This is a genomic window from Kitasatospora sp. HPM-01-4 (assembly GCF_051374625.1).
Classification (GTDB): Bacteria; Actinomycetota; Actinomycetes; order Streptomycetales; family Streptomycetaceae; genus Kitasatospora.
This window is the reverse complement of sequence record NZ_JBPQGP010000005.1, coordinates 8,366,701-8,389,158: the sequence shown is the minus strand read 5'-3', so window position 1 is coordinate 8,389,158 and position 22,458 is coordinate 8,366,701. Positions and strand designations below refer to the sequence as shown.

Genomic DNA, 22,458 nt, shown 5'->3' with positions numbered 1-22,458 from the left:
AAGCGGGAGATACGGGTGGCGCCTCGCGGCGTGTCAGTGCTCCAGGCGTCGAGCCGGATGAGGTTCATCGCCGCGGCGTTGAACAGCGGCCTGCTCGGTCGCCGGGCGGCCGTACCGACTGGGCGCGACGCGCAGGTCGTACGGCGAGTTCGGCCGCGTCGGTCGGCTTGCGACGTTGCGAGCGTGGTGGTAGCGGGCGGATGCTCGGCCGCGGCGGCCAGGCCGGTGTGCTTCAGGCTGCTGAGCGGGAAGTCGACAGGACCGACTTCCCGCAGGCGATATCTGATGTCGCCGTCAGAGGCTCACGGCCGGGCTGTAGTTCTCGCCGATAGTCCCCGTGGCCGGGGAGTATCCGGCCGGGTAGAAGAGGTTGCCCACCGCGCCCGTCTGGTAGACGCCGGGTGTGTAGGGGACGTAGGCGTCGGCACTGTTGATCCCAGCGCACGCGCACTGCACGGCGCCCGAGGAGGCGACCAGGGAGCCGTTGCTGTAGAGGCCGATGTTGATCACGACGTTCTGCATCGGCGCCGAACACTGCAGCGCCGCGTTGCCGTGGACGATGCCCAGCTCGTGGATCGGAGTGTCCACGGTCAGCGTGCAGTTGATCGCCGTCAGCGACGACACCTTCGGCGACCGGGTGACCGAGGCATGTGCCGAGCCGGCGGCCATTGAGATGGTGGTGACGCCGGCCGGGACGGTGAACGTGACCCGCGTCGCGCCCGCGGTGGACGGCGCGAGGTGCGGGGTCGCCGGCCCGGCGTCGGCCGCCTGCGCGGCAGGGCCCACCGCCAACGGTCCGACCATGGCGAGCGCGGTGACCGCGGCAGCTGCGAGGACTCGTCGTAAGGCCATCGATACCTCCTCAGATGTGCAGAGAAGGTCAATCTTTCGTGCTTGTCAGGCGCGCGTCAATACAGTGTCCGAACGCGGACTCGATCCGGCTGACAACCCTCGCACTTGCCCTGTTCGCGGTCGGCAACGCTCAGCCCGGCCGCGGCATTGAGCGCACTCACCTATCGCTCGTCGGCATCAGGACGAGCGAGGCCGCCGGAGTCCCTGGAGGAGGAGGACGATCAGGCGTCGGGGGTCGTAGCGGGGGTCGTTGTCGCGTCCGACACAGAGGTTGCCGATGCCGCGCATCAGCTCGTACGGCTGCGTGCCGGGCCTGATGTCGCCGGCCTCGACCGCAGCGTCGAGCAAGTGGGCGCAGACCGGCAGCAGGCGGTCGAGGAAGTAGGCGTGCAGCGCGGCGAAGCGGTCGCTGTCGGACTGCAAGGCGTCGGCGAGTCCGTGCTTGGTGACCAGGAAGTCGACGAAGAGGTCGATCCACTGGCGCAGCGCGTCGAACGGCGAGTCGGCACTGGCCAGCAGGTTCGGGCCGGCCTCGGCGCACTCCTCGATCTGGTGGCGGTAGACGGCGGTGACGAGATCCGCCCGGGTCGGGAAGTGGCGGTAGATCGTGGCCATCCCGACGCCCGCCCTGGCCGCGATCTGGCGGATCGGCGCGTCGACGCCGGAGGTGACGAACACGTCGGCGGCGGCAGCGAGCACCGTCTGCCGGTTGCGCTGCGCGTCGGCCCGCTTGCCTCGGGACGACGGCTCGCCTGCAGGGCTCTCGGTGGCCATCACGTAGTCCTTCCATGCCGATTGACAAAACGGAGCACCGCTCCGAATACTAAATGGAGCATCGCTCCGTTTCAGGTTAGCCGAAGCGGACGCTCCTGACCGCCTTGTCCGTCGCCGGCCGCAGGAGGCCGGCGGACGGCAGGTGCCGCCGAAGGGAATCCACCTCGTGAGCACATCCACCGCCACCAGCACCGACGTTTTGGGCACACCTGCCCCGGTCCTGTCCTTCAGTCCCGTAGTCCTTTCCGTGCCCGGACGTCCCGTCGAACTCCAGGTGCGCGTCTCCGCACCCGCGACCGGAGCCGGCCTTCCCGTCATCCTCCTCTCCCATGGTCACGGCCCCTCGAACAACCTCTCCTCGCTCAACGGCTACGCGCCGCTCGCCAACTTCTGGGCCGCCCACGGATTCGTCGTCGTCCAGCCCACCCACCTCACCTCCCGCACGCTGAGCCACCTGGTCGCCGACGCACCCGGCGCACCCGACTTCTGGCGCTCCCGCGCCGAGGACATGACCCACATCCTCGACCGGCTCGACGTGATCGAGCGCACCGTGCCACAGCTCGCGGGACGGATCGACCCCACCAGGGTCGCCCTCGTCGGACACTCACTCGGCGGCTTCACCGCCGCCCTCCTCCTGGGCGCCGGACTCAACGACCCCGACACCGGGAACGTGGTGCACCTCGTCGAGCCCCGGATCAAGGCGGGCGTACTGCTCGCCGCGCCCGGCCGAGGCGGTGAAGTCCTCAACGGGCCCATGGCCGAGCAGTGGCCGATCATCGGGGCCGTCGACTTCTCCACCATGACCGCACCCGCCCTGGTCGTCGCCGGCGACAAGGACGACTCCCGGCACTTCACGGACATGGGGCCGGACTGGCACGCCGACCCCTACACCCTCGCCCCCGGCCCCAAGACCCTGCTCACCCTGTTCGACGCGGAGCACGGACTCGGCGGGATCGCCGGATACGACGCCGCCGAGACCACGGACGAGAACCCCGAACGAGTCGCCGCCCTCGCCCGGCTCACCGCGGCCTACCTCCGCACCCAGCTTCACCCCGGCGCCCCCGCGTGGCGGACCGCGTGCGAGGCACTGACGACCGGCCCCGACCCGGTGGGACGAGTCGAATCCAAGTAGGCGCCCGTCCCCATAGGCGCCCTGCCGGGCAAGGCGGAAGGGGCGCACAGCAACAGTCACCGGGCTCATATCCGACGACGATGTCCGGCAACGGACCACCACGGTGTGAAGTGCCTCGGCACCCAGGGCCCGCAGCTGGAACCGGCTGCTTCCGCGCTGCCCAGGCTCCTGCGGTGTTCGAATCGCAGCCGACCGCGCACACTGCTCAGACTGGTGAACAGCTGCTGGTACTACTCGTGACGTTCGAGTCGATGTGGACAGCGCGGTCGTGGACCAGGGCGAGGGTGCCGGGGAAGGCGACCGGGCCGATCGGCCCCACATACGCGGGGATGCTTCAGGTGATGGAGCGCTCGCGGGCGGCCTTCTTCAGCGCCCCGCCCACCAGAACCGTCACCGCCGCCACCGATCCGGCCGGCAGTCGGGGCGGGCCCGCCGGCATCGCCTTCTTCTTCGTACGTTCCCGGCGCCCGGGTCAGCGACCGGATCGGGCGCGGGGCACCGGCTACAGGGTTGTGGAGGTAGGAGAGCTGGACGGTGCGGGCGGCCTGCTCGGGGGTGTCGTGGAGCATCGCGACCTGGGTGGCACCCGTGACCGGCGGCTGAGCCAGCAGCGGTCGCACTGGCATGACTACCTCTCCGCCCACACTGCGATCAAGCCGTCCTAACCGCGTGAAACGCCGGCACCAGCCCCGCGAGTTGGCCTGCGACGAGCGTGCCGTGACGACCGGTCATAGGTGGCCGGTGCCATGTCCTGTTCTCCGAGCAGCACGAACACCAGCATCAGTCAGGCCGGAAGTGTTCCATCCGCGCTCGACCGCACAGTGACTTCGGGGAAAATCATGGCACTCGAACTACCGCCGGAACTCGGCGCCGTACTCAACCTCCTCGGGCTGGACTGGCCCCAGGCGAACGAGGACGAGGTGAACAGGCTCGCAGACGAGCTCAGAAAGCTGGCCTCGACGCTCGACTCCGTCCAGATGGACGCCAACAAGGCACTCACCGTGCTGAAGGAGCTCTACCACGGCGCCTCCGCGGACAAGCTGGCCGAGTTCTGGGGAACCGTGTCCAAGTACTCCGGCATGGTGGTCGAGGCCTGCGGGGCCACTGCGGCCGCGCTCAACGCGGCGGCGCTGGTCATCGAGGGCTGCAAGACCGCCACGGTGACCCAGCTGGTGGCGACTCAGGGCGAGATGGCAGCCGCGTCGGCGACTGGCCCCTGGAGCAGCGCGGCCATCATCGCGGCCGGCAAGCAGATCATCTCCAGCATCCTGGAGGGGGCGGTGTCCGCGCTCGGCCACGCGCTGGCCCAGCCGGTGGCCGATCTGGTGGAGACCGTGGTCAAGGAGGTGACCGGCGGAGGGTCGGGGCCGTCGAACAGCCCCGGTTTCGGGGTGAACCTGGACCAGTTGGCCTCCTGCGCTCTCGACCTCCGGGGTCACGCCGACGACATCGACTCCCAGGGCAGTTCGTTCCGGCGGATCGTCGATGGCCTGGACGTGGGCCAGCCCGGAGACGCGTTCGGCAAACTGGTCATCGCCGCCGCCGAACAGATCGCCACCATCGTCGGTGAGGAGGTGCTCAAGCGGCTGCTCGGCTCATTCCGGGGCACCGCCGACGGGATGGACCAGGTGGCACGCAACCTCACTGAGAACGAGGACGCGCACACCCAGCAGATGCACACCTTCCTGACGGGGCAGAACTCGCCGTCCTCACTCAGCCCGCTCCAACTCGCGGGTGGGGTGGGCGACGTGACCACAGGCGACCCGCAGCACGTGGGTCTCCCCACAGGCGACGGACCGCGCCCCGGGCTCGACCACGCTGGTACCGGCGCTGGCGGGGCTCTCGCGGGCGCAGTCGGGTTCCTGGCCAAGAGCAACGCGAAGACGATCCGGGCATCGCTTCCGCTCGCGTCCAACCAGCCCACGGCAGAAGCCGATCACGCAGGCACCCTGCCACGGCAAGCACAGGCCGCCGGTCCACGCCCGGTCTTCGCTCCTCCCGGGATCGACCAGGTTCCGTCCGGGAACGACTCCAGGCTGGTCGACGGTCACCAGAGCACGGAACCCAGTGGCCTCGGCCGCCAACCGGCCACGCAGACGCCCGGGATGGTCAATGCGGTCCCGTACGGTCGGACAGGCGGCGCCCAAAACCGGGGTCAGGGCGTTGCCGGCCAGGTACGAGAGGCAGCAGCCGCTCAGCAGCGCAGCACTCTGCAGACCCGCGAGAACGATCCAGCCGCTTTCGACTCCTCTGACTGATCGTCCGGCTGCCAGGTCGCTACGGGCGGTGTAGTCGTCGACCTCGGGGCGCTGCCTCCGGGCACCGGGATACCAAGCCGCGGGTGGACGGCCGGGCGCTCGACGAGATTGGCGAAGGCCGCCTTGCCGGCCGGGGTCCAGTGCTGAGAGCACCCGCCCGGAGAGCCGGAAAGGGGGCGAGCAGGTCGTCGTCGACGGGCGTCGGAGGCAGCCGCACGGCCGGAGGGTGTACTGAAAACGGCGGTGCCCGAGTTCTTCAGCACCGCCACTTTCTGGCACCGTTTCTCGCGCACGATTCGGCATCGCTTCGACCTCGGCCGCCACTTGCTGATCTTGTTCAGGAATCGGCGGCGACCTCACCGGGCGGGGGTTGGTCAGGGGTGTTGGCCTGGCGGATGGCCGCGTCGACCTGCGCCCGCTCGTAGCCGCGGCGGACGAGGTCGAACTGCGGGCGCGCGGGACGCCGATGCGGCGGCAACGCCAGGTACTCATCCACCTGCGCCCGCTCGTAACCCCGCCACACCACATCGAACCGAGGCCCCGACCGCAGCCCACTAGCCGGAGGCAAGGAGTCCAGGCGGATCGCCGCGTCGACCTGCGCCCGCTCGTAGCCGCGACGGACGAGGTCGAACTGCGGGCGCGCGGGACGCCGATGCGGCGGCAACGCCATGTACTCATCCACCTGCGCCCGCTCGTAACCCCGCCACACCACATCGAACCGAGGCCCCGACCGCTCATCGACAGGGACGGCCACTGGAGCAGTCGGCTGTAGGGCGTGCGAGATGAGCGCGTTGGCGGACGCCGCAGTGGGCCGGGCGGTGGGGTCCTTGTCGAGTAGTTGCATGATGAGGTCCGCCAGTCCCCCGGCGTGGCGTGGAGGGGCAGGGTGGTGGGAGAGGACGGCTGCCAGGGACTCGGAGCGGGTAGGGCGCTGGAACGGGTCTGTCCCGTCGAGTGCTTGGTAGAGAATCACGCCGAGGGAGAAGAGGTCTCCGGCCGGGCCGTCGTCACTGCGTTCGATGCGTTCGGGGGCGAGGTAGGGCAGCGATCCGATCACCACGCCCGTGCTGGTCACCCTGGTGTCGCGGTCGCGCACCGCGATGCCAAAGTCGGCCAGCAGCACCCGGCCGTCATCGGCGAGTAGCACATTGGAGGGCTTGACGTCCCGGTGGACGATACCGGCAGCGTGGGCCGCCTCCAGCGCGGACAGCACTGCGCGCGCCACCTCGCACGCTCGCGCGACAGTAAGCCGTCCGGCGGCCCGTAGCTCATCGTCGAGCGAGCGCCCTTCGATGAGTTCCATGACGATCCAGGGCGCTTCGCGGTCGGCCACCACATCGTGAACCGACACGACGTTCGGATGAGCGCGCAGCTGCGCCGCGTTCCGGGCTTCCCTCATCGTCCGCGTGATGAGGCCCGCGCGCTCCTTCTCCGATACCGTGGGGGGCAGCAGAATCGCCTTCAGCGCGACCTCAAGACGAAGGTGTTCGTCCCGGGCCCGCCAGACCTGTCCGAATCCCCCTGCTCCCAGTTCCCGCACGAGCCGGTAGCGCCCGGCCACCACCATCCCCGGGAAACCGCCGTCGACCATCCGTCCTCCCCCGCTTGAACGCCGCGTTCCAGCATGGCACGGCACAGGAAGCACACACACCCCGCCGACGCCAACCGAACCCAATCAGGCTCGGAGGCCCGCGGCAGCCCAGGCACCTGGAAGGTCAACACGCCGGAGGGCAGCCCGGCTCGACGCTGAGACCGCCCCTCAATTCGTCGGCCCGCGCACGCGGGGGTGGTCCCAAGGTGGCCCCAGCCCGGGTGAGGATGCCCTGGCGGCAGGCGCGGGCTTCGATCTCGCCCGCCGCTTCACAGAGCGCTGACGCCCCGGCCCCGCCACCCCCGTCAACCAGTGGCTGCCCGGTGAGTTCAAACGCCCGCCGAGCCCGATCAACCCGTCGTGCGGGCCACCGCAAAGCCACAGGTCAGCGGTGTCGGTACAGCTACTGGAGCCGGAGCGCCCCGGTCTGCCAGTGTGCGCGAGCCCGGTCGGGCTCGGCGGGGACCTGACGGCCGAGGCGGGAGGCCAAGCTGCGATACGGGGCCAGGGACCTGGTGTCGCCGACGGCCGGCAGCGAGGCCGGCAACGGCTCGCCAACCGCAGCGCCCAGCGCCCTTGTTCACCTCCAGTCGCACCTCCGCCTGGTTCCGTCTGCTTGCCGTAGCGGGAAGGCGGGTCGTGGGGGCGTGTGGCAGCCTGACTTCGACCGACTGGACAGGGGCGGGGCCGCAGTCACCGCTGGAGAGGAACTGCTATGCGGGCCATCATCGTCCGAGACCGCGCCGCCAGCATCGAAGGAATGTCCCTGGCCGAGCTGCCATACCCCCATCTCGCCGAGAACGACGTCATCGTGCGGGTGCACGCCTCCGGGTTCACCCCCGGGGAGCTGACGTGGCCGGGCACGTGGACCGACCGCGCCGGGCGGGACCGGACGCCGAGCGTGCCCGGGCACGAGTTGTCGGGGGTGGTCGCCGAGCTGGGCTACGGCACTACCGGCCTCACGCTGGGGCAGCGGGTTTTCGGGCTGACCGACTGGACCCGCAACGGTTCGCTGGCCGAGTACACCGCGGTGGAGGCCCGCAACCTGGCCCCGCTTCCGGCGGACATCGACCACACGGTGGCGGCCGCGCTGCCCATCTCGGGGCTGACCGCATGGCAGGGCCTGTTCGACCACGGCCGGCTGGCCACCGGGCAGACCGTCCTGATCCATGGGGCAGCGGGCGGGGTGGGGTCGATCGCGGTGCAGCTCGCGCGGGAGGCCGGGGCCCGGGTGGTCGGCACAGGCCGGGCCGCCGATCGGGAGACCGCGCTGGGCCTGGGCGTGAACGCGTTCGTGGACCTGCAGGCCGACCGGCTGGAGGACGTCGGCGAGGTCGACCTGGTCTTCGACGCGATCGGCGGCGAGATCCAGGAGCGGTCGGTCGCGCTGGTACGGGCCGGGGGCACGCTGGTGACCATCGCCTCGCCGCCCCCGATTCAGCCCCGGAGTGGCCGGGCGGTGTTCTTCGTCGTGGAATCCGACCGCGGCCGGCTGGCCGAATTGGCCCAGCGTGTCCGGGACGGCCGGCTCAGGCCGATCGTCGGCGAGGTCAGGTCGCTGGAGGAAGCCCCCGCCGCCTTCGGTCCCGGCCGACGCACCCGGGGCAAGACCATCATCCGGGTGACCGACGGCCAGTAGCCGGCCACGGGCCCGCCGGGGTCTGCGGCGGTCAGGGCGTCTCGCCACCGTGGTTCCCACTTCCACACCGGCAGCCGACCTCCCAGAGCACCCACCAGACGGAGAGCCGGGGGTGGATAGCTCAGAAGCACTCCGAGGGAGAAGGGTTCCGTCGGGAGCGGAGCGCTGCCGGCCTTCGCGCAGCATTCACGCGGCGAAGGCGGTCGGGGCGCTGCGGCTGCCCTAGGACGCCCTGGCCACCGGTCATGCCCGGAACACGACGGTGAGAGGACCACGGTGGGATCCAGCTACTTCGTCAGCGCCGACCAGAGCAGCGGCGTCACATGGGCGTTCACACCTGAGCAGCTCACCGAGGCCGTCCTGCGCCGCTGGCCCGACAGCACCATCGCCGAAACCCCCGCGGACGGCCTCGACATCAAGGTCCGCGTCCACGACCAGCACTGCGAGATCACCTACCAGACCGACCAGCACGTCTTCGTCTTCCGTGACCAGGACCCCCTGCGCCCGCCTATCGCGATCATCCACACGCTGCTTCGTGATCTCGCCCCCGCTGGCGCGGCGGTCTGGTGGACCGACTTCGATGCCAGTCTCGCGCCGTTCGATGTCACCGCCGACCTCGACCAGGTCGTCGACGACTTCGGCATGTGAGTAGCCAGGCCCAACGGCCTGACCGAGCGTGAGCGCCAGCAGCGCGCCCACGACCGTCGACTGTGCGAGCGCACCCCATCCGGCCTGGTCCATAGCCAGGTGTGCCAGCTGCAGGATCAGCAGCCCACGGCCGATGACCGCCGCGCCGGTGATGAGTGCCTCCTCCCGCCGGTGCCCCACCTCGCCCGCCAGCGTGCGAAGGATCAGCAACGCGACGGCGAGGCAGAGGAGATAGGAGCATACGAGCGCCGGCGTGGGCCGAGGTGTCGCGATCAGGATGATGCAGCTGCCGACCGTCCAGCAACAGGCGCTGAAGAGGCAGGTCGCGCGTCGTCCGTGCCGGACCAGGAACGTCCGCTTGCCGAAGAGGGCGTCGCCACGCACATCGCGGAAGTCCTTGAGCAGGATCCGGCCGATGAAGCCCGTGTAGAGCCCAAGGAGCATCAGCAGATCGCGCGGGTGGACGGCGGACCGGGCCGCGGTGAGGGCCAGCAGGTAGGGCAGCGCGACATAGCAGGCTGGCAGTGCCAGAGCCGCGACGGCTCCCCGGTCGGCGAGGCGGAGTGGGCGCAGCGAGTACCCGGTGCTCACCGCGAGGGCGGCGAGCATCAGCAGTCCCGGGCGGGGTCCGAGTACGAATGCCGAGGCGAGTGCGACGGCGGCGGAGACCATGGCGGTGACGACGAGATCCCGGCTGCCGGCGGCGGCGGTGACCAGCGGTCGGCTCCGGTCGCCGGGAAGGTTGACCTGGTCGATGGCCTGGTCGGACAGATCGTTGACACAGACCGAGCAGAGCAGGAAGGCCATGACCGGCAGGAGACACTCGGCCAGCAGCAGACGGTCCTCCGCATGTCGGGCCTGGGCGAGGCCGAGTGCGACGTATAGGGCGAAGAGCACAGCGACGGCGGGGCGGCTGAGTACGATCAGCACGCGGATTCGGTCAGCTATCGGTCGATCAGTCATCTGCTACCGCCATCACTTGTTCGGGAACAACCGGATCGAGCCAGTCGAGAGCAACACCATCACCCCGAGAATCCCCAGGCCGCTGAGCACCAGGACAACCGCGAGCACGCAGCCGAACACGGTGCCGATCGTCGCCAGGCACGCCAGTGGCCGCTCCCTGGTCGCGGACCTGCGTGATGCGGACCTGCGCGATGAGTCGGGCGGCGACAACGGATCCCCCACGGACTCTCCCCCTTCTGCGAAGTCTTGACGGACCACCAGCCAGTGTCCACTCCGACGTCGCCCCGGCGCCTGAGTATTCGTACTCAGGCGCCCCCGCCGACCGGCGGAGGACCCGGCGACACGCCATCCCCTACCCCACGCACTGGACGGCACGAAAGCGGTGCAACGGCCCGCCCGCGGCAGACACGGCGTGAGCGGTCAGAGCCGGGCATCCCGACCGCGCTCAATGCCAGGAACAACCTGCGGCCTCGACACAAGCACCCGAGTGCTCTCAAACGCGGCACCATCGATCGCCGAGAGCACAGGGCGTACTCGCCACCGAGCAACACCTGCTCTCCGTACTCGCCGACAAAGCAACCGGGCTTCACCGTCCACCCGGAACGGCCTGCCACCGCACAACGCCCAAGTGATCTACGGGCATAGCGACTCCTAACAAAAGGAGGCTTATGGACCTCCTGGAATGACGGGGAGCTGGGAGTTTCCGCCCCAGGAGCTGACCTTCGGCTCGGGGATGACCTGCTGGCGACGGCTGCGGGACTGGAACGAGGCCGGGGCATGGCGGCGCCTGCACGAGCTGCTGCTGTCCGAGCTGCGGGCCGCAGATCTGCTGGACTTCTCCCGCGCAGCGGTCGACGCCACATCCGCGCGATGAAGGGCGGGCCGGCCACCGGTCCGTCCCCGGTGGACCGGTGGCCGGCAGCAAGCACCACCTGATCGTCGAGGCGCACGGCATCCCGCTCGCGGCAATAACCACCGGCGGCAACCGCAACGACGTCACCCAACTGATCCCGCTGATCCAGACCGTCCCGTCGATCCGCAGCGAGCGCGGCCAGCCCACTGCGCCGCCCCAAGCACCTGTACGCCGATCGCGGCCATAACCACGAGGTCTACCGGGACAAGGTCCGCCGGTTCCAGATCACCCCGCACCTCGCCCGGCGCGACACCGGGCACGGCTCCGGCCTGGGCGTGTACCGCTGGGTCGTGGAAGGAGCGGTCGCGCTGCTGCACCGGTCCCGCCACCTGCGCATCCGCTGGGAGATCCGCGACGACATCCACCACGCGTTCGTCACCCTCGGCTACGCCGTCATCTGCTGGCGACGACTCCGCACCGCACTCTGTTAAGTGGCTCTGTAGAGGAGCAGGGACAGCAGATGTCCACTTCGGGAGGCAGTTCCCAGGGCCGCTGTGTTCGAATTGTTCACGAGCACCGGCAGCACCGGTTGCCGGCGTTCAGTGGCGGTAGGCGGTTGTCGCGATCTCGATGAAGGATCGGATCAGCGGGTTGGTGTCACCTTCGTTCCATACCGCTACCACCGGGCTCGGCGGCATGTCGGTCAGCGGTACCACGGCCAGCTCCGCGGGCAGGTCGTGTCCGAGCGGGGCCAGGCCGACCGTGCCGTTCCACAGCACGGCGTGCAGGCATTCCTGGACGGCGCGCACCACCGGGCCCTCGCGCGGCGTGCCGCCGTTCCAGTAGGACTGCCAGGCGGGGTCGGTGCCCTGGGGGAACTGGAACCAGCGGCGGTCGCTCAGCTCGGCGAGTCGCAGCCGGTCGCGGCGGGCCAGCGGATCGTCGGCGCGCAGGACCACGCCGACCGGGTCGGTTCGCAGCGCACGCACCGTCAGGGCGGTCTCGTCGAACGGCGCCCGGGTCAGGGCGACGTCGACCAGTCCGGTGCGCAGCCCGCATGTCGGGTCGGTCAGATCGGTGTCGCGGATGCGGATGTCGATGCCGGGGTGGGTTCGGCGGTAGGCGGCGGCCAGCCTGGACACTCCCGGGTCGGTGCCGTCGCCCAGGATGCCGACGGTGATGGTCGCGGTGCCGGCTGCCGCGCTCACGCGTACGCGGACGCGGTCGGCGTGGTCGAGCAGGGCCCGCGCCTCGTCGAGCAGCACCGCGCCCACCGGAGTGAGCGTGACGCCGGTGGGTGAGCGGGTGAACAGCAGGGCCCCGACATCGGCCTCCAAGTGCTTGATCGCCCGGCTGAGCGGCGGCTGACTCATGTGCAGTCGGGTGGCTGCCCGGCCGAAGTGGAGTTCCTCGGCGACGGCCACGAAATAGCGCAGGATCCGTAGCTCCACGCTGCAACGATACCCGTGGGGTATCGGTGCTGCGGGATGGGTCTTGGACACCGGCAGGCTCCCGGCGGTGCACTTGTGAGCATGACCGAAGAAGCAGAGGCCAACGCGCCGCAGGCCGACCCCGCCGTATCGGTGGTGGGTCCCGGCGACGGCGAGACGATCGTTCTGGGCACCACGCGCATGCGCGTCCTGGAGGACGGCAGCCACACCGGGCACCGCCTCGCGATCGCCGAGTCCGTCCTCGCCCCGCACACCCAGGGACCGCCGCAGCACCGCCACGCCCGACACGACGAGGGCTTCTACATCCTGTCCGGGACCGTGCGGTTCACCGTCGGGGACGAGGACCACGACGCCGCCGCGGGCACGCTCGTGATGGTTCCGCCCGGTACCCCGCACAGCTTCGCCAACCTGACCGACCGACCCGCCGTCATGCTCAGCACGTTCACCCCCGACCTGTACGTGCAGTACTTCCGAGACCTCCAGGAGGAGCTCGCCGGCGGCCGGCCCCTGACGCCACAGGCCAACATCGACGCGATGAGCCGCTACGCGACCGAGCCTGCCACCGACCTCGCCTGAATCAGGCGACGGGTCCCCGTGAACCGGTGACCCATGAACGGGAACCATGAACATCGCCTACTGGATCGTCGCGGGACTGCTCGCCCTCTTCTACTTCTACGCGGGCACGCTGAAAGTGATCCGCAGCCGCGATCAACTCCGTCCGATGATGGCCTGGGTCGACCGCATACCCTTGCCCGCCCTCAGGGCGCTGGGGACGGTCGAAATACTCGGCGCGACCGGCCTGATCCTGCCACCGCTGACAGGCATCGCGCCCCCGCTGGCGCTGGCCGCGGCCATCGGCTTCGTACTCCTCCAGGCCGGTGCGATCGCCGTCCACCTGATGGGCGAAGACCGCCGGATCGCACTCAATACCGGGCTCACCGTTACCGCGGCTGTGACCATCTGGCTGGCCACCAGGCTGTGACAGAGCACAGCCCTCGACTGGTGGATGCAACTGCAGGGACAGCCGCCGCACGGCTGCTGTCATTTCTCGTGGACATCGAACATGCCGCCATCCCACGCGCTGCTCGGTGAGGCGTACATCTGCTGTCGCAGCAACTCGTGAACAAAGTCAGGCAAGAGTGAGGGCAGGCGATGCGCCCCAGGGGATGGCCTGCTCGATGCGTCAGAACGCACTCACAGCAGTCGGGCCCGCGCAGCCTCACATCCGGGATCTCAGCACGTCGACCTCGCAGCCCGGCGCGAAGGGGTCGAAGCCGTGCTCGATCAGCCAGCGAACTGCCAGCAGGCTTCGCAACGACCACCACGCGTGGATCACGTCGAGGTCGATGTCGGTGCCATAGCCGGCGATGACGTCGTCGAGGTGCTCCTCGTGTCCGAGCGTGAAGGTGGCGAGATCGTACAGGGCGTCACCCTGGCCCGCCTCGGACCAGTCGATGATGCCGGTGACCTCCCCGTCGTCGACGAACACGTGCGCGACCTGCAGGTCGCCGTGCGTGAACGCCGGAGTCCACGGCCGGAGCGCGGCCTCGGCGACCTGGCGGTTGCGGGTGACCAGGTCGGTGGGCAGGACGCCGTTCGTCACGAGCAACTCGCACTCGTCGTCGAGTTCCGCCGCCAGCGCGACGATGCTCCGGCCGGCCCGACCGGGCCAGGGCGGCAGCGGCGCGTCGTGCAGCTTCCGGATGGCGGCGCCCGCCGCGGCCCACGCCGCCGGTGACCCGGTCGACGGCCCGCCGAGGCGCCCGAGCGTCGTCCCCGGGAGCGCGGCGATCGCGAGCACGGGCGGCTTGCGCCACAGGACCTTCGGGGTCGGGACCGGCGCGAGGGACATCGCCTCGACCTCGACGTCGATGCGCGCCTGATCGGCGTCCACCTTCAGGAACACATCGCCGACGCGCAGGGTCGCGCGCTCGGAATGGGCGACGACGACTCTGACCTCATCCATGGGCGACCAGTATCCCGGGGATGACCGCCGACGTCGCCGGGTTTATCGCGTGCGATTACGCGGCTGACCGCGTCCCGCTACCCGGCGGCCTCGGTGTTCACCCGCGCCGCCGGCTTGGCGATGGTGTTCAAGCTCGTCGAGTCTGCCCAGGCCCGCTGGCGGGCCGTCAACGGCGCCCACCTCGTCCCGCTCGTCCGCGCCGGAGCATGCAGGGAGCCGTGAGCATGCCCGGGCTGACAGCGCCTGCGCCAACGGCACGAAGCGTCGGTGTTTCGCTATGCGCCGGAGGACAGTCGGCTTGCGGCCTGGTCCCATGGCTGAGGCTCGACCAGGTCGTCCCTGTCGAAGGCGTCCTCCTCGAACCAGCCCGTCCCCGCGAGCCATGTCTCCAACCACGCTGCGAGGCTGGCGGAGTCGAGGAACCAACACTGATCCCACGATCCGCCGCTGTACGGGTTCGGCTCGAAGAGCAGGACCTGACCGTCCTCACTGAGACAATCAACGCCGGCATACATGGCACAGCCCCAGGTCAGGATCGGTACGACGCCCTCGGGCCACTCCGGGTGCTCCACTCCAGCGGACGCCTCACGTCGCGTCAGGTATTCGCCGGCGACGCTGGAACCCGGACCGAGCAGTGGCAGCAGTCGGTAGTCAGGGCCGAAGCCGCCGTCAGCGACCTCGCGATACAGGCGGGCGAGCAGGGGATGCAGCGCGAAGCCCAGTTGCCCCTCGGCCTCCGCAATCCGGGCATCGTCTACAGGCGCGGGAAGGTCCTCGCTGTCCGATGCGGCCCGGGTGGCAACGCGTTGCACGAGGTCATCGATGTCGGTCATGACCGTGATGCTGTCAGAGCCCGCCGACATGTCGATGGCCAGGGCCGTCGGGCGGACTGGTGGGCCCCGGGAAGTTCCGGGCACGGCTAAGTCCAGGAAGGTCAGTGCTCGTTTTCCGGCGCCAGGAAGTGTTCAGCGCACTCGCCGGCGAAAAGACACAGCTGGTCCACGACCTGCCGGAACCTCTGCGGAGCCCAATCCCTTCCGCCAGCCCCCAGCCCACCACGCCGGGGGCAGGTCACCCCTGCACCGCTTGAGATAACGCCCTACATATCGCCTGTCCGACGGGTCGCGTCACCGACCCCGCACCCGACAGCACTGTCACCCGAACGGCGCAGCATGACGTGCCACCCACATGGATGAAGATCAAGCTGATTAGTGCCCCAATCGAGGCAATCCGTGAAAGGGGAACCAAATGCGCATTCGACGAATCCTCGCCGCCGTCACCGCCACAGCAGCCCTCGCCGGACTCGGCCTCACAGGCGCCGCCGCCACCGCCGCCACCGCACAGGGCGCCCCATCCTACGTCACCCCCTCTCAGTGCGAGAAGGGCGGCGGAACGCCCCGGATCGACCTGCCGGGCAACCCCTGCAAGGGTGGTACGTACGACGGCCAGGAGGTCGACTAAACCCCACAGAGCGCCCCGCAGCCACGCGCCGCGGGGCGCTCCCGCGCGAGCGTAGCCGGGAGAGTCGCAGGGACTGTGCCGGAATCGATCATCCAGGAAACCGCGAGGCGCTCTACCGGCGGACCGCCGAGATCAGTCCGCCGGGCCGCTCCTCGCGCTGCGGCGGGGTGCTGATCGGGCGGCCGTAGGCGGCACCGCACTCGCGCAGGGTGTGGCTGCTGGCCTCCCAGCCGTGCCCGGCCAGCCAGCCCACCGGGTCGTCGGGCATCTCCGAGACCCACATGGACGCCGCCGATCCCGGTACGGCGTCCGCGCCGAAGCGCTCGATCACGCCGCGCGAGCCCAACGTCAGCCCCATCCGACTGCCTGCCGCCGACCGCGCGCTGATCCGGGCCAGCAGCAGTTCCACCGCGTCCTCGGGCAGATAGATCAGCAGTCCTTCGGCGATCCACACGGTCGGCAACGCCGGGTCGTGCCCTGCGGCGGCCAACGCTCCTGGCCAGTCCTCACGAAGGTCCACCGCGACGGTGATCCGCTCGCAGCGTGCGACGGCCCACTCCTGGCGCAGCACCGAAGCCTTGAAGTCGAGTGGCGCGGCGGTGTCGACCTCGAACAGCCGGGTGCCCTCGGGCCAGTCCATCCGGAAGGCCCGGCTGTCCATGCCGGCGCCGAGCAGCACGACCTGCCGGACCCCGGACTCGGAGGCCTGCTGCAACAGGTCATCGAGGAACTTCGTCCTGATGACGATGGAGTACGACACGGCCAGCCGGCGGCGGCGCGTGGCCTCGTCACCGGGTGGCGGCGAGGAGGGCCACAGGCCGCCGGCGGCGGCGAAGGCCTGTGCCAGTGGGTCGCGGAACAGCGCCTTCTCCCGCTCGGTCTCCAGCGCCCGCACCCTGGCCACCCCTACCGCCGTGGCCCACACTCCCGACGGCTGCACCCGCTCCTGCTCATCAGTCACCGCGCCAGCCTAGATGATCGATCCCAAGGGGCCTGATAAGGGGTGCCAGGTTCATGCGCGGCCAGCCAGTCATGCACGCATCGACCGCCTACGACCGCTAAAACCACCATTGGGCAAAGGAGTGAACATGGGAGACCTCAGTGGAAAGGTCGCACTGGTCACCGGCAGCAGCCGGGGTATCGGACGGGGCATCGCCGAACGCCTGGCCCGGGACGGCGCCCTGGTAGCCGTGCACTACGGCAGTAACGAGGCGGCGGCCGAGGAGACCGCTGCGGCCATCGCCGAGGCCGGTGGCCGGGCCTTCATCGTGGGCGCTGAACTGGGCGTTCCCGACGACGTGGACACGCTTACGGCTGGACTGGAGGCCGGGCTGCGCACGCACGGAGAATCGGCGATCGACATCCTGGTTCACAACGCGGGCCTCAACCTGATGGGGCGCCCGATCGAGGTTCTCACCCCTGACGAGTTCGACCGGATGGTCGCGGTCAACATCAAGGCACCGTTCTTCCTCACCCAGCGGTTGCTGCCACGGCTGCGCGACGGGGGCCGGATCATCAATATCTCATCCGTCTCCACCCGTATCGCCTCCTCCCACGGCATCGCCTATCCGCTCACCAAGGGGGCACTTGAGGTGTTCAGCCACACCCTGGCCAAGCACCTCGGCCCCCGCGGAATCACCGTGAATTCCGTCGTCGTCGGATTCACCCGCACCGACATGACCGCCGGAGTGCTGGCCGACCCGGCGAACCTGGAGCGCAACATCGCCCTGACCGCGCTCGGCCGGATCGGCCGGATCCCGGACATCGCCGACGCGGTCGCCTTCCTGGCCTCCGATGACGCTCGTTGGATCACCGGCGCCAAGATCGACGTCACCGGCGGCGTCAACCTGTAGCAACCTCAACGCGAAGGCCGTACCTGGGCCTGCCCGGGCCCACAGCGCCGGGGAAGCGAGCCCGGGACCTGTTCCAGAAGTGGGTCTCTCTGACTGACTGATTTAGAGGCTGCGCAGATAGGCGGTTGGTGGGACCAGTCGGCGGACGAGACAGGCACAGGTTCCTTGATCATGGAGTTGCGACGCTCTGTGATCATTGGGGAGACCTGTGCCTGTGCTGCCATTCTGGCTGACCGAACCGCTCTGGGACCAATTCGCCGCCCTGCTGCCGCAGCGGCCACAGTTCGATCCAGCCCACCCGCTGGGCTGCCACCGACGCCGGATCAGCGACCGGATCGTCTTCGACAAGCTGCTCCAAGTCCTGCGGTTCGGTTGCTCCTACGAGGCGATAGCGGACTCGACCTGCTCGGCCGCCACGATCCGAGGCCGCCGCGACGAGTGGATCGGCCTGGGCCTGTTCGCCCGCCTGAAGCAGATCGCCCTCCAGGCCTATGACCGCGTCGTCGGCCTCGTCCTCGACCAGATTGCCGTGGACGGCGCCATCACCAAGGCCCCCGGCGGCGGCGAAGCGGCCGGACGCTCACCCGTCGACCGGGGCAAGCAGGGCATGAAACGGTCCGGGATGACCGATGGCTACGGCATCCCGCTCGGCCGCGTCCTGGCCGGCGCCAACCGCCACGACTCGCCGCTCCTGGCGCCAACTCTCGATCTCCTGGAGGGACTTGGGCCGTTGCCCGACGAGATCACCGTCCACCTCGACGCCGGCTACGACTCGGACAAGTCCCGTGCCGTGCTCGACGAGCGGAAGCTGTGCGGTCAGATCGCGCGCAAGGGGACCAAGGCGCCGGTCCAGGCCACCCGGCGATGGCATGTCGAGCGCACCCACGCCTGGCAGAACGCCTTCCACCGCCTCGCCCGCTGCTACGAGCGCCGCACCAGCGTCATCGAAGCCTTCTTCGACCTCGCCGACACCGTCATCACCGTCCGCAGTCTGATCCGCCGAGCCTGGACCACCCACCGCTGGGACACCCGCCCCCGACGCCGCCCATGACCAGCCGCCTATCTGCGCAGCCTCTTAGTCGGGTCATATGGGGACCACGTCTTCGGTGGCGATGGGCACCGGGATTGGGCTGTTCGTGGCGGGGATGCACTCGACAGCGCTCCGTGGTTTTCGGTGGGAACGGGCGCCGTTTCGGCGGGTTCGGGAGCCACTGATCGGGTGACCTGCTGGTCGGGGCGGAGTGTCCGAGGGAGGCCATCGCGGGAGTGTGTCGGCGGTCGCTGAACCTGGACCCCTTTGAGGAACCCGCCGACCGTTAGGGGGTCACGTTTCAAAGAGCGCGGACAGAAGTGTCGATAGCTTGTGGGTGCGGGCCCTGGGGCTGCCTCCCTGACAAGATGCGGCCAGGGGCTCGCACCTGGTTATGCAAGCGATCTGCAAGAACGAGTCGCGCTGCGGCCCCTACTGGGAATCGGGCTGGCGGCGCGCGAAGAGAATTGCTCCGAGCGTGCTCTCGGCTGAGCTGAGAGTCATCTGCGCCTCGACCGCGAAGCCGGCATCGTTGAGCCAGGCGGCTACTCGGTCAGGCTGGCGGCGATGGACGTAGACCTTCATCGGGTGACCGCCGTAGCCCTGGGTCTTCAGCCGCGACTCATCGCCGACGTGGAAGCTGAGTAGTAGTGGACCACCAGGCCGCAACACTCGCCGGAAGTGCGCGAAGACCGAGCCGATCTCGTCGTCGGGGACGTGGATCAGCGAGTACCAGGCGACCAGGCCCGCCATCGAGGCATCGGTGAGATCGAGGTCCGTCATGGAACCGACCTCGAAACGTATGCCAGGGTGTTCACGCCGAGCCACCTCGATCATCGCGGGCGACAGGTCGATCCCGAACGTGTCCACGCCCAGTTCACGCAGGTAGGCCGTGATCCTCCCTGTCCCGCATCCCACGTCCGCAACTCGCCCCCCGCCTGTGGTCTCCACGAAGTCGGCGAACAGCGTCAGGGCCGCGCGTTCGTAGGGCGTTTGGTCCAGGAGGTCGCGCACTTGGTCCGCATAGCTGAGTGCGACGGTGTCGTAGGACGTTCGGGTGTCTGCCACCCAGCCTTCAGTGTTCATAGCCAGCCACCGTAGTTCACTGACCAAGGCGTGCCCGCCGCGACCGCGGTCCACTTTCGGCCGCCTTTGACGAGGGGCGCGTGTCCCGGACTGCTGGGTCGTCACTTCGGTGCTGGGAAGAGGGATTCCTGGGTGCTCTGGAAACGGTAGGACTCGGTGCCGGTCTGGATGAGGGTGCAGCGGAAGGTGATCCGGTCGGCGATGGCCGCGCAGAGGCGGGCGTCACCGAAGGTCTTGTCCCACTCGGTGAACCCTCAGTAGTCTGCGCCGCTTCGTCGGATTCCCCTTCGATGGGCTACATCTTGGAGGGTTTTCAGCCTCGGAAGCGGAGTATCCGAACGGGCGCAAGGCGGCGTAGTGCGTGATCGCATTCGTACACGGCACTGCCAGCTTGTTCTCCGGCATGGCCGCCGGGACATGCTGCATGATCGTCAGTCGTGACTCGCCGGAGACGTGCGCGGACTGTAGGCGCCCGGCTGCGGTGTCGATCACGCCAGCGAGGCTGGGGCCGTGTTCCAGACAGCGTTCCTCCAACGCGGTGAACGCCTGGTCGTAGGCGGCCTGGGGGCTGGTGCTCCCCATCGCCGCGTCCGTCGTGCGTAGCTTCTGAGCCTCCGCACTGGACCCCGGGGAGGCTGCCGGTGGCGATGACTGTGCCGGGCGCGAGGAGTCGCTGCACCCGGATAGCGCGACTATGGCGGCAGCTGCGGTGACTGCGGCGGAAACGGATCGGTTCATGGCGCCACACAACAGTGAACCTCTTTTGCGACCATTGGGTTTGAGGCATCGTCCGCGATTCGACGGTCAGATGTCCCGGGTCCGACGATCCAGCTCCGTGCCGATCGCCTCGCGCAGCTCATCATGCCGCGGGCCGAGTGCGAACTCCTCGCTGTGCCAGTTCCGTCGCGGGTACAGCCACACCGACGCCCCCGCGAGGTCCGAAGGCTCCCACTCGTACCGCGGCCAGACGTGGGCATGGAGGAAGGGGTCGGTGTTGCCGAGGATCTCCAGGTTCACGCGGCGGAACGCCGGATCGAGCCGTGCACAAGCCTGTTCGACGGCTTCGCCAAGCCGGTCCATGTCGTACAGGAACGTCAGCCGCTTCCGCTTGGGCAGGTCCGACAGCCGCTGCGCAGCGGGCGTGTCGGTCAGCAGGACCGAGTAGCCGGGCAGGAACTGGACGTCTCCGATCACGGCGAACCCGGCGTCGAGGCGTCGCAGGACGGTTGGGTTCTCGCCTCGCAGCGCGCTGCCGACCCTGTCCGTTCTCCAACCACCGCTCACGGCTTGGACTGTACAGGGACGGGGTTCCCGCGTGGTGGGGTACTCGGAGAGGCACCCCATCACGCGGGGGTCGGTTCTACTTCCCGGGTCGTCCGAGCTGGTGGACGGTCCAGCCCGCCGCGCGCCAGGGCTCGGGGTCGAGGGTGGTGCGGCAGTCGACCAACAGCGGGTTGACGGGATGGCCCACCAGGGCCATCGGGTCGGCTTGCTGGTACGCGGGCCATTCGGTGGCCAGGACGACGAGATCGGCGCCCTTGAGGGCGGTCGGCAGGTCCGAGGTGTAGTCCAGTTCGGGGTTCCGGACCATGGCCGTGGCCACGGCCTGCGGGTCGTGGACGGTGACGCCGCCTCCGGCCTGCTGCAGGGCCTGCGCGAGGGCGAGGGCCGGGGACTCGCGGACGTCGTTGGTACCGGGCTTGAACGCCGCGCCCAGCACGGTGACCCGGGCGCCCCTGACGGGGCGATCGCCCAGGGCGCTGGTGATGAGATCCATGGCGACGTCGATCCGGGACTCGTTGATCCTCTCGGCGGCGAGCAGGAGGCCGGCGGCCTGGTCGGCACCGAGTTGCCTCGCACTGGCGGTGAAGGCGCGGACGTCCTTGGGGAGACAGCCGCCGCCGTAGCCGATGCCAGGCCTCATGCCGCCGGCGCCGATGCGGGGGTCGATGCCGAGGATCTCCACGATCTTGGAGATGTCACCGCCCGCGGCCTCGCACATGTCCGCGACCGCGTTGATGTAGGAGATCTTCAAGCCGAGGAAGCTGTTCGCCGCGCCCTTCGCGAGCTCCGCTGTCTGCGGGTCGGTGACGAAGATCGGGACGCCGGCGTCCACGATGCCGGCGTAGACCGCGCGGATCGCCTTCTCTCCCTCCGTGGTGGTGACCCCGGCGATGAGGCGGTCCGGGCGCAGGGTGTCCTCGACGGCGTGCCCCTCGCGCAGGAACTCCGGGTTCCACACCACCTCGACGCCGGCGCCCGCCGGGGCCAGACGCTGGGCGAGGGCGGTGACCTGGAGGGTCGTACCGACGGTGACCGTGGACTTCCCGACGATCGTGCACGCCCGGGTGAGATGCGGGGCGAGCTGGCGGATGGCGCCGTAGACCTGCGCGGTGTCGTAGGAGCGGCCGTCGGCGTCGATCGGGGTGCCGACGCCGATGAAGTGCAACTCGGCGAACTCTGCCGCCTCGCGGATGTCGGTGGTGAACCGCAGGCGCCCGCTCGCGGTGTGTCGGGCCAGCAGCTCGGGCAGGCCGGCCTCGTAGATCGGGCATTCACCGGCATTGAGCAGGTTGACCTTGGCCTGGTCGACGTCCACGCCGATCACATCGTGGCCGAGCTCGGCCATCGCCGCCGCGTGCGGGATGCCGAGGTGACCACAGCCGATCACGGATACACGCATTACGGAGTCCTTGTCTGGTCGGGGAGCACACCGTACTCGGCGTGCTCCCCGACGCTATCGGTTCCGTAACTGGCCTACGGTTGAACCGAGTTCGCTCAAATGTTCACGTTGAGGAGTTCGGCCGGGCGCACCAGGGCGGGGTGGCCTCGGAGCGCACGGCGACGTCGCTGTCGCGGACGCCTTCGATCAGGTACACAGCTGCCGGTCGCTCAGCCCGG

At 69.4% G+C, this 22,458-nt stretch carries 19 protein-coding genes and 2 pseudogenes; 9 read left to right on the top strand and 12 right to left on the bottom strand.

Annotated features, from left to right (window positions below; translation table 11 throughout):
* Positions 1 to 294: 294 nt before the first annotated feature.
* Entirely contained in the window at positions 295 to 852 is a 558-nt protein-coding gene (locus tag ACSMTC_RS36445) for a hypothetical protein (RefSeq protein ID WP_436564018.1), read from the bottom strand.
* A 177-nt stretch (positions 853 to 1,029) separates the two neighbouring features.
* Complete coding sequence (locus tag ACSMTC_RS36440; protein WP_436564017.1) at positions 1,030 to 1,626, bottom strand: TetR/AcrR family transcriptional regulator; 597 nt, start codon at positions 1,624 to 1,626, stop codon at positions 1,030 to 1,032.
* A 166-nt stretch (positions 1,627 to 1,792) separates the two neighbouring features.
* Here ACSMTC_RS36440 and ACSMTC_RS36435 point away from each other — a divergent pair, with 166 nt between their 5' ends.
* Entirely contained in the window at positions 1,793 to 2,758 is a 966-nt protein-coding gene (locus ACSMTC_RS36435; RefSeq protein WP_436564016.1) for an alpha/beta hydrolase family protein, read from the top strand.
* An 839-nt stretch (positions 2,759 to 3,597) separates the two neighbouring features.
* The gene (locus tag ACSMTC_RS36430) at positions 3,598 to 5,016 is read left to right on the top strand and encodes a WXG100-like domain-containing protein (RefSeq protein ID WP_436564015.1); all 1,419 of its coding nucleotides are present in this window, start codon (positions 3,598 to 3,600) and stop codon (positions 5,014 to 5,016) included.
* Between the two features lie 337 nt (positions 5,017 to 5,353).
* Here the strand turns inward: ACSMTC_RS36430 and ACSMTC_RS36425 are convergent, their stop codons facing one another.
* Entirely contained in the window at positions 5,354 to 6,607 is a 1,254-nt protein-coding gene (locus ACSMTC_RS36425) for a serine/threonine-protein kinase (RefSeq protein ID WP_436564014.1), read from the bottom strand.
* 715 nt (positions 6,608 to 7,322) lie between these two features.
* Between ACSMTC_RS36425 and ACSMTC_RS36420 the strand changes: the two genes are divergently transcribed.
* Positions 7,323 to 8,246 carry an NADP-dependent oxidoreductase gene (locus ACSMTC_RS36420; RefSeq protein ID WP_436564013.1) on the top strand — a complete coding sequence of 308 codons (924 nt, stop codon included), beginning with the start codon at positions 7,323 to 7,325 and terminating at the stop codon, positions 8,244 to 8,246.
* A gap of 243 nt (positions 8,247 to 8,489) precedes the next feature.
* On the opposite strand, the gene ACSMTC_RS36415 is transcribed toward ACSMTC_RS36420, so the two are convergent.
* Positions 8,490 to 9,824 carry a UbiA family prenyltransferase gene (locus ACSMTC_RS36415; RefSeq protein ID WP_436564012.1) on the bottom strand — a complete coding sequence of 445 codons (1,335 nt, stop codon included), beginning with the start codon at positions 9,822 to 9,824 and terminating at the stop codon, positions 8,490 to 8,492.
* A gap of 727 nt (positions 9,825 to 10,551) precedes the next feature.
* Here ACSMTC_RS36415 and ACSMTC_RS36410 point away from each other — a divergent pair.
* Positions 10,552 to 11,201, top strand: a pseudogene (locus ACSMTC_RS36410) (IS5 family transposase); the annotation flags it as partial.
* Between the two features lie 108 nt (positions 11,202 to 11,309).
* Here ACSMTC_RS36410 and ACSMTC_RS36405 read toward each other — a convergent pair.
* The gene (locus ACSMTC_RS36405; RefSeq protein ID WP_436564011.1) at positions 11,310 to 12,161 is read right to left on the bottom strand and encodes a LysR family transcriptional regulator; all 852 of its coding nucleotides are present in this window, start codon (positions 12,159 to 12,161) and stop codon (positions 11,310 to 11,312) included.
* 81 nt (positions 12,162 to 12,242) lie between these two features.
* Here ACSMTC_RS36405 and ACSMTC_RS36400 point away from each other — a divergent pair, with 81 nt between their 5' ends.
* Positions 12,243 to 12,737: a cupin domain-containing protein gene (locus ACSMTC_RS36400; RefSeq protein ID WP_436564010.1), complete on the top strand. Its 495-nt coding sequence runs from the start codon at positions 12,243 to 12,245 to the stop codon at positions 12,735 to 12,737.
* 46 nt (positions 12,738 to 12,783) lie between these two features.
* Positions 12,784 to 13,143, top strand: a complete 360-nt coding sequence (locus ACSMTC_RS36395) for a DoxX family protein (protein ID WP_436564009.1) — start codon at positions 12,784 to 12,786, stop codon at positions 13,141 to 13,143.
* A 237-nt stretch (positions 13,144 to 13,380) separates the two neighbouring features.
* Here the strand turns inward: ACSMTC_RS36395 and ACSMTC_RS36390 are convergent, their stop codons facing one another.
* Complete coding sequence (locus ACSMTC_RS36390) at positions 13,381 to 14,127, bottom strand: phosphotransferase family protein (protein WP_436564008.1); 747 nt, start codon at positions 14,125 to 14,127, stop codon at positions 13,381 to 13,383.
* A gap of 275 nt (positions 14,128 to 14,402) precedes the next feature.
* Complete coding sequence (locus ACSMTC_RS36385; RefSeq protein ID WP_436564007.1) at positions 14,403 to 14,960, bottom strand: SMI1/KNR4 family protein; 558 nt, start codon at positions 14,958 to 14,960, stop codon at positions 14,403 to 14,405.
* Between the two features lie 415 nt (positions 14,961 to 15,375).
* Between ACSMTC_RS36385 and ACSMTC_RS36380 the strand changes: the two genes are divergently transcribed.
* A complete protein-coding gene (locus ACSMTC_RS36380) occupies positions 15,376 to 15,588 on the top strand; it encodes a hypothetical protein (RefSeq protein ID WP_436564006.1) in 213 nt (70 codons plus the stop codon).
* A 112-nt stretch (positions 15,589 to 15,700) separates the two neighbouring features.
* Here the strand turns inward: ACSMTC_RS36380 and ACSMTC_RS36375 are convergent, their stop codons facing one another.
* Positions 15,701 to 16,513, bottom strand: coding sequence for a class I SAM-dependent methyltransferase (locus ACSMTC_RS36375; protein WP_436564907.1), 813 nt, complete (start codon positions 16,511 to 16,513; stop codon positions 15,701 to 15,703).
* 163 nt (positions 16,514 to 16,676) lie between these two features.
* Here ACSMTC_RS36375 and ACSMTC_RS36370 point away from each other — a divergent pair, with 163 nt between their 5' ends.
* Positions 16,677 to 17,441 (top strand): SDR family NAD(P)-dependent oxidoreductase, encoded by a 765-nt coding sequence (locus tag ACSMTC_RS36370; protein ID WP_436564005.1) that lies wholly within the window; start codon positions 16,677 to 16,679, stop codon positions 17,439 to 17,441.
* A 208-nt stretch (positions 17,442 to 17,649) separates the two neighbouring features.
* Positions 17,650 to 18,492, top strand: coding sequence for an IS5 family transposase (locus tag ACSMTC_RS36365; RefSeq protein ID WP_436557603.1), 843 nt, complete (start codon positions 17,650 to 17,652; stop codon positions 18,490 to 18,492).
* Between the two features lie 411 nt (positions 18,493 to 18,903).
* Here ACSMTC_RS36365 and ACSMTC_RS36360 read toward each other — a convergent pair whose 3' ends face one another.
* The 4 genes and pseudogenes from ACSMTC_RS36360 to ACSMTC_RS36345 form a co-directional block, all read right to left on the bottom strand.
* Complete coding sequence (locus tag ACSMTC_RS36360) at positions 18,904 to 19,557, bottom strand: class I SAM-dependent DNA methyltransferase (protein WP_436564004.1); 654 nt, start codon at positions 19,555 to 19,557, stop codon at positions 18,904 to 18,906.
* A gap of 101 nt (positions 19,558 to 19,658) precedes the next feature.
* Positions 19,659 to 19,796: pseudogene (locus ACSMTC_RS36355) on the bottom strand (ATP-binding protein); the annotation flags it as partial.
* Positions 19,797 to 20,361: 565 nt separating this feature from the next.
* Positions 20,362 to 20,841, bottom strand: a complete 480-nt coding sequence (locus ACSMTC_RS36350; RefSeq protein WP_436564003.1) for a diadenosine tetraphosphate hydrolase — start codon at positions 20,839 to 20,841, stop codon at positions 20,362 to 20,364.
* A 76-nt stretch (positions 20,842 to 20,917) separates the two neighbouring features.
* Complete coding sequence (locus tag ACSMTC_RS36345; protein ID WP_436564002.1) at positions 20,918 to 22,240, bottom strand: UDP-glucose dehydrogenase family protein; 1,323 nt, start codon at positions 22,238 to 22,240, stop codon at positions 20,918 to 20,920.
* Between the last annotated feature and the right edge of the window lie 218 nt (positions 22,241 to 22,458).

Bases quoted from the DNA above. Each gene is read 5' to 3' on its own strand.
- ACSMTC_RS36385 (WP_436564007.1), bottom strand. From the start codon at position 14,960: ATGACCGACATCGATGACCTCGTGCAACGCGTTGCCACCCGGGCCGCA.
- ACSMTC_RS36445 (WP_436564018.1), bottom strand. From the start codon at position 852: ATGGCCTTACGACGAGTCCTCGCAGCTGCCGCGGTCACCGCGCTCGCC.
- ACSMTC_RS36390 (WP_436564008.1), bottom strand. From the start codon at position 14,127: ATGGATGAGGTCAGAGTCGTCGTCGCCCATTCCGAGCGCGCGACCCTG.
- ACSMTC_RS36425 (WP_436564014.1), bottom strand. From the start codon at position 6,607: ATGGTCGACGGCGGTTTCCCGGGGATGGTGGTGGCCGGGCGCTACCGG.
- ACSMTC_RS36345 (WP_436564002.1), bottom strand. From the start codon at position 22,240: ATGCGTGTATCCGTGATCGGCTGTGGTCACCTCGGCATCCCGCACGCG.
- ACSMTC_RS36395 (WP_436564009.1), top strand. From the start codon at position 12,784: ATGAACATCGCCTACTGGATCGTCGCGGGACTGCTCGCCCTCTTCTAC.
- ACSMTC_RS36400 (WP_436564010.1), top strand. From the start codon at position 12,243: ATGACCGAAGAAGCAGAGGCCAACGCGCCGCAGGCCGACCCCGCCGTA.
- ACSMTC_RS36430 (WP_436564015.1), top strand. From the start codon at position 3,598: ATGGCACTCGAACTACCGCCGGAACTCGGCGCCGTACTCAACCTCCTC.
- ACSMTC_RS36360 (WP_436564004.1), bottom strand. From the start codon at position 19,557: ATGAACACTGAAGGCTGGGTGGCAGACACCCGAACGTCCTACGACACC.
- ACSMTC_RS36370 (WP_436564005.1), top strand. From the start codon at position 16,677: ATGGGAGACCTCAGTGGAAAGGTCGCACTGGTCACCGGCAGCAGCCGG.
- ACSMTC_RS36380 (WP_436564006.1), top strand. From the start codon at position 15,376: ATGCGCATTCGACGAATCCTCGCCGCCGTCACCGCCACAGCAGCCCTC.
- ACSMTC_RS36420 (WP_436564013.1), top strand. From the start codon at position 7,323: ATGCGGGCCATCATCGTCCGAGACCGCGCCGCCAGCATCGAAGGAATG.
- ACSMTC_RS36440 (WP_436564017.1), bottom strand. From the start codon at position 1,626: ATGGCCACCGAGAGCCCTGCAGGCGAGCCGTCGTCCCGAGGCAAGCGG.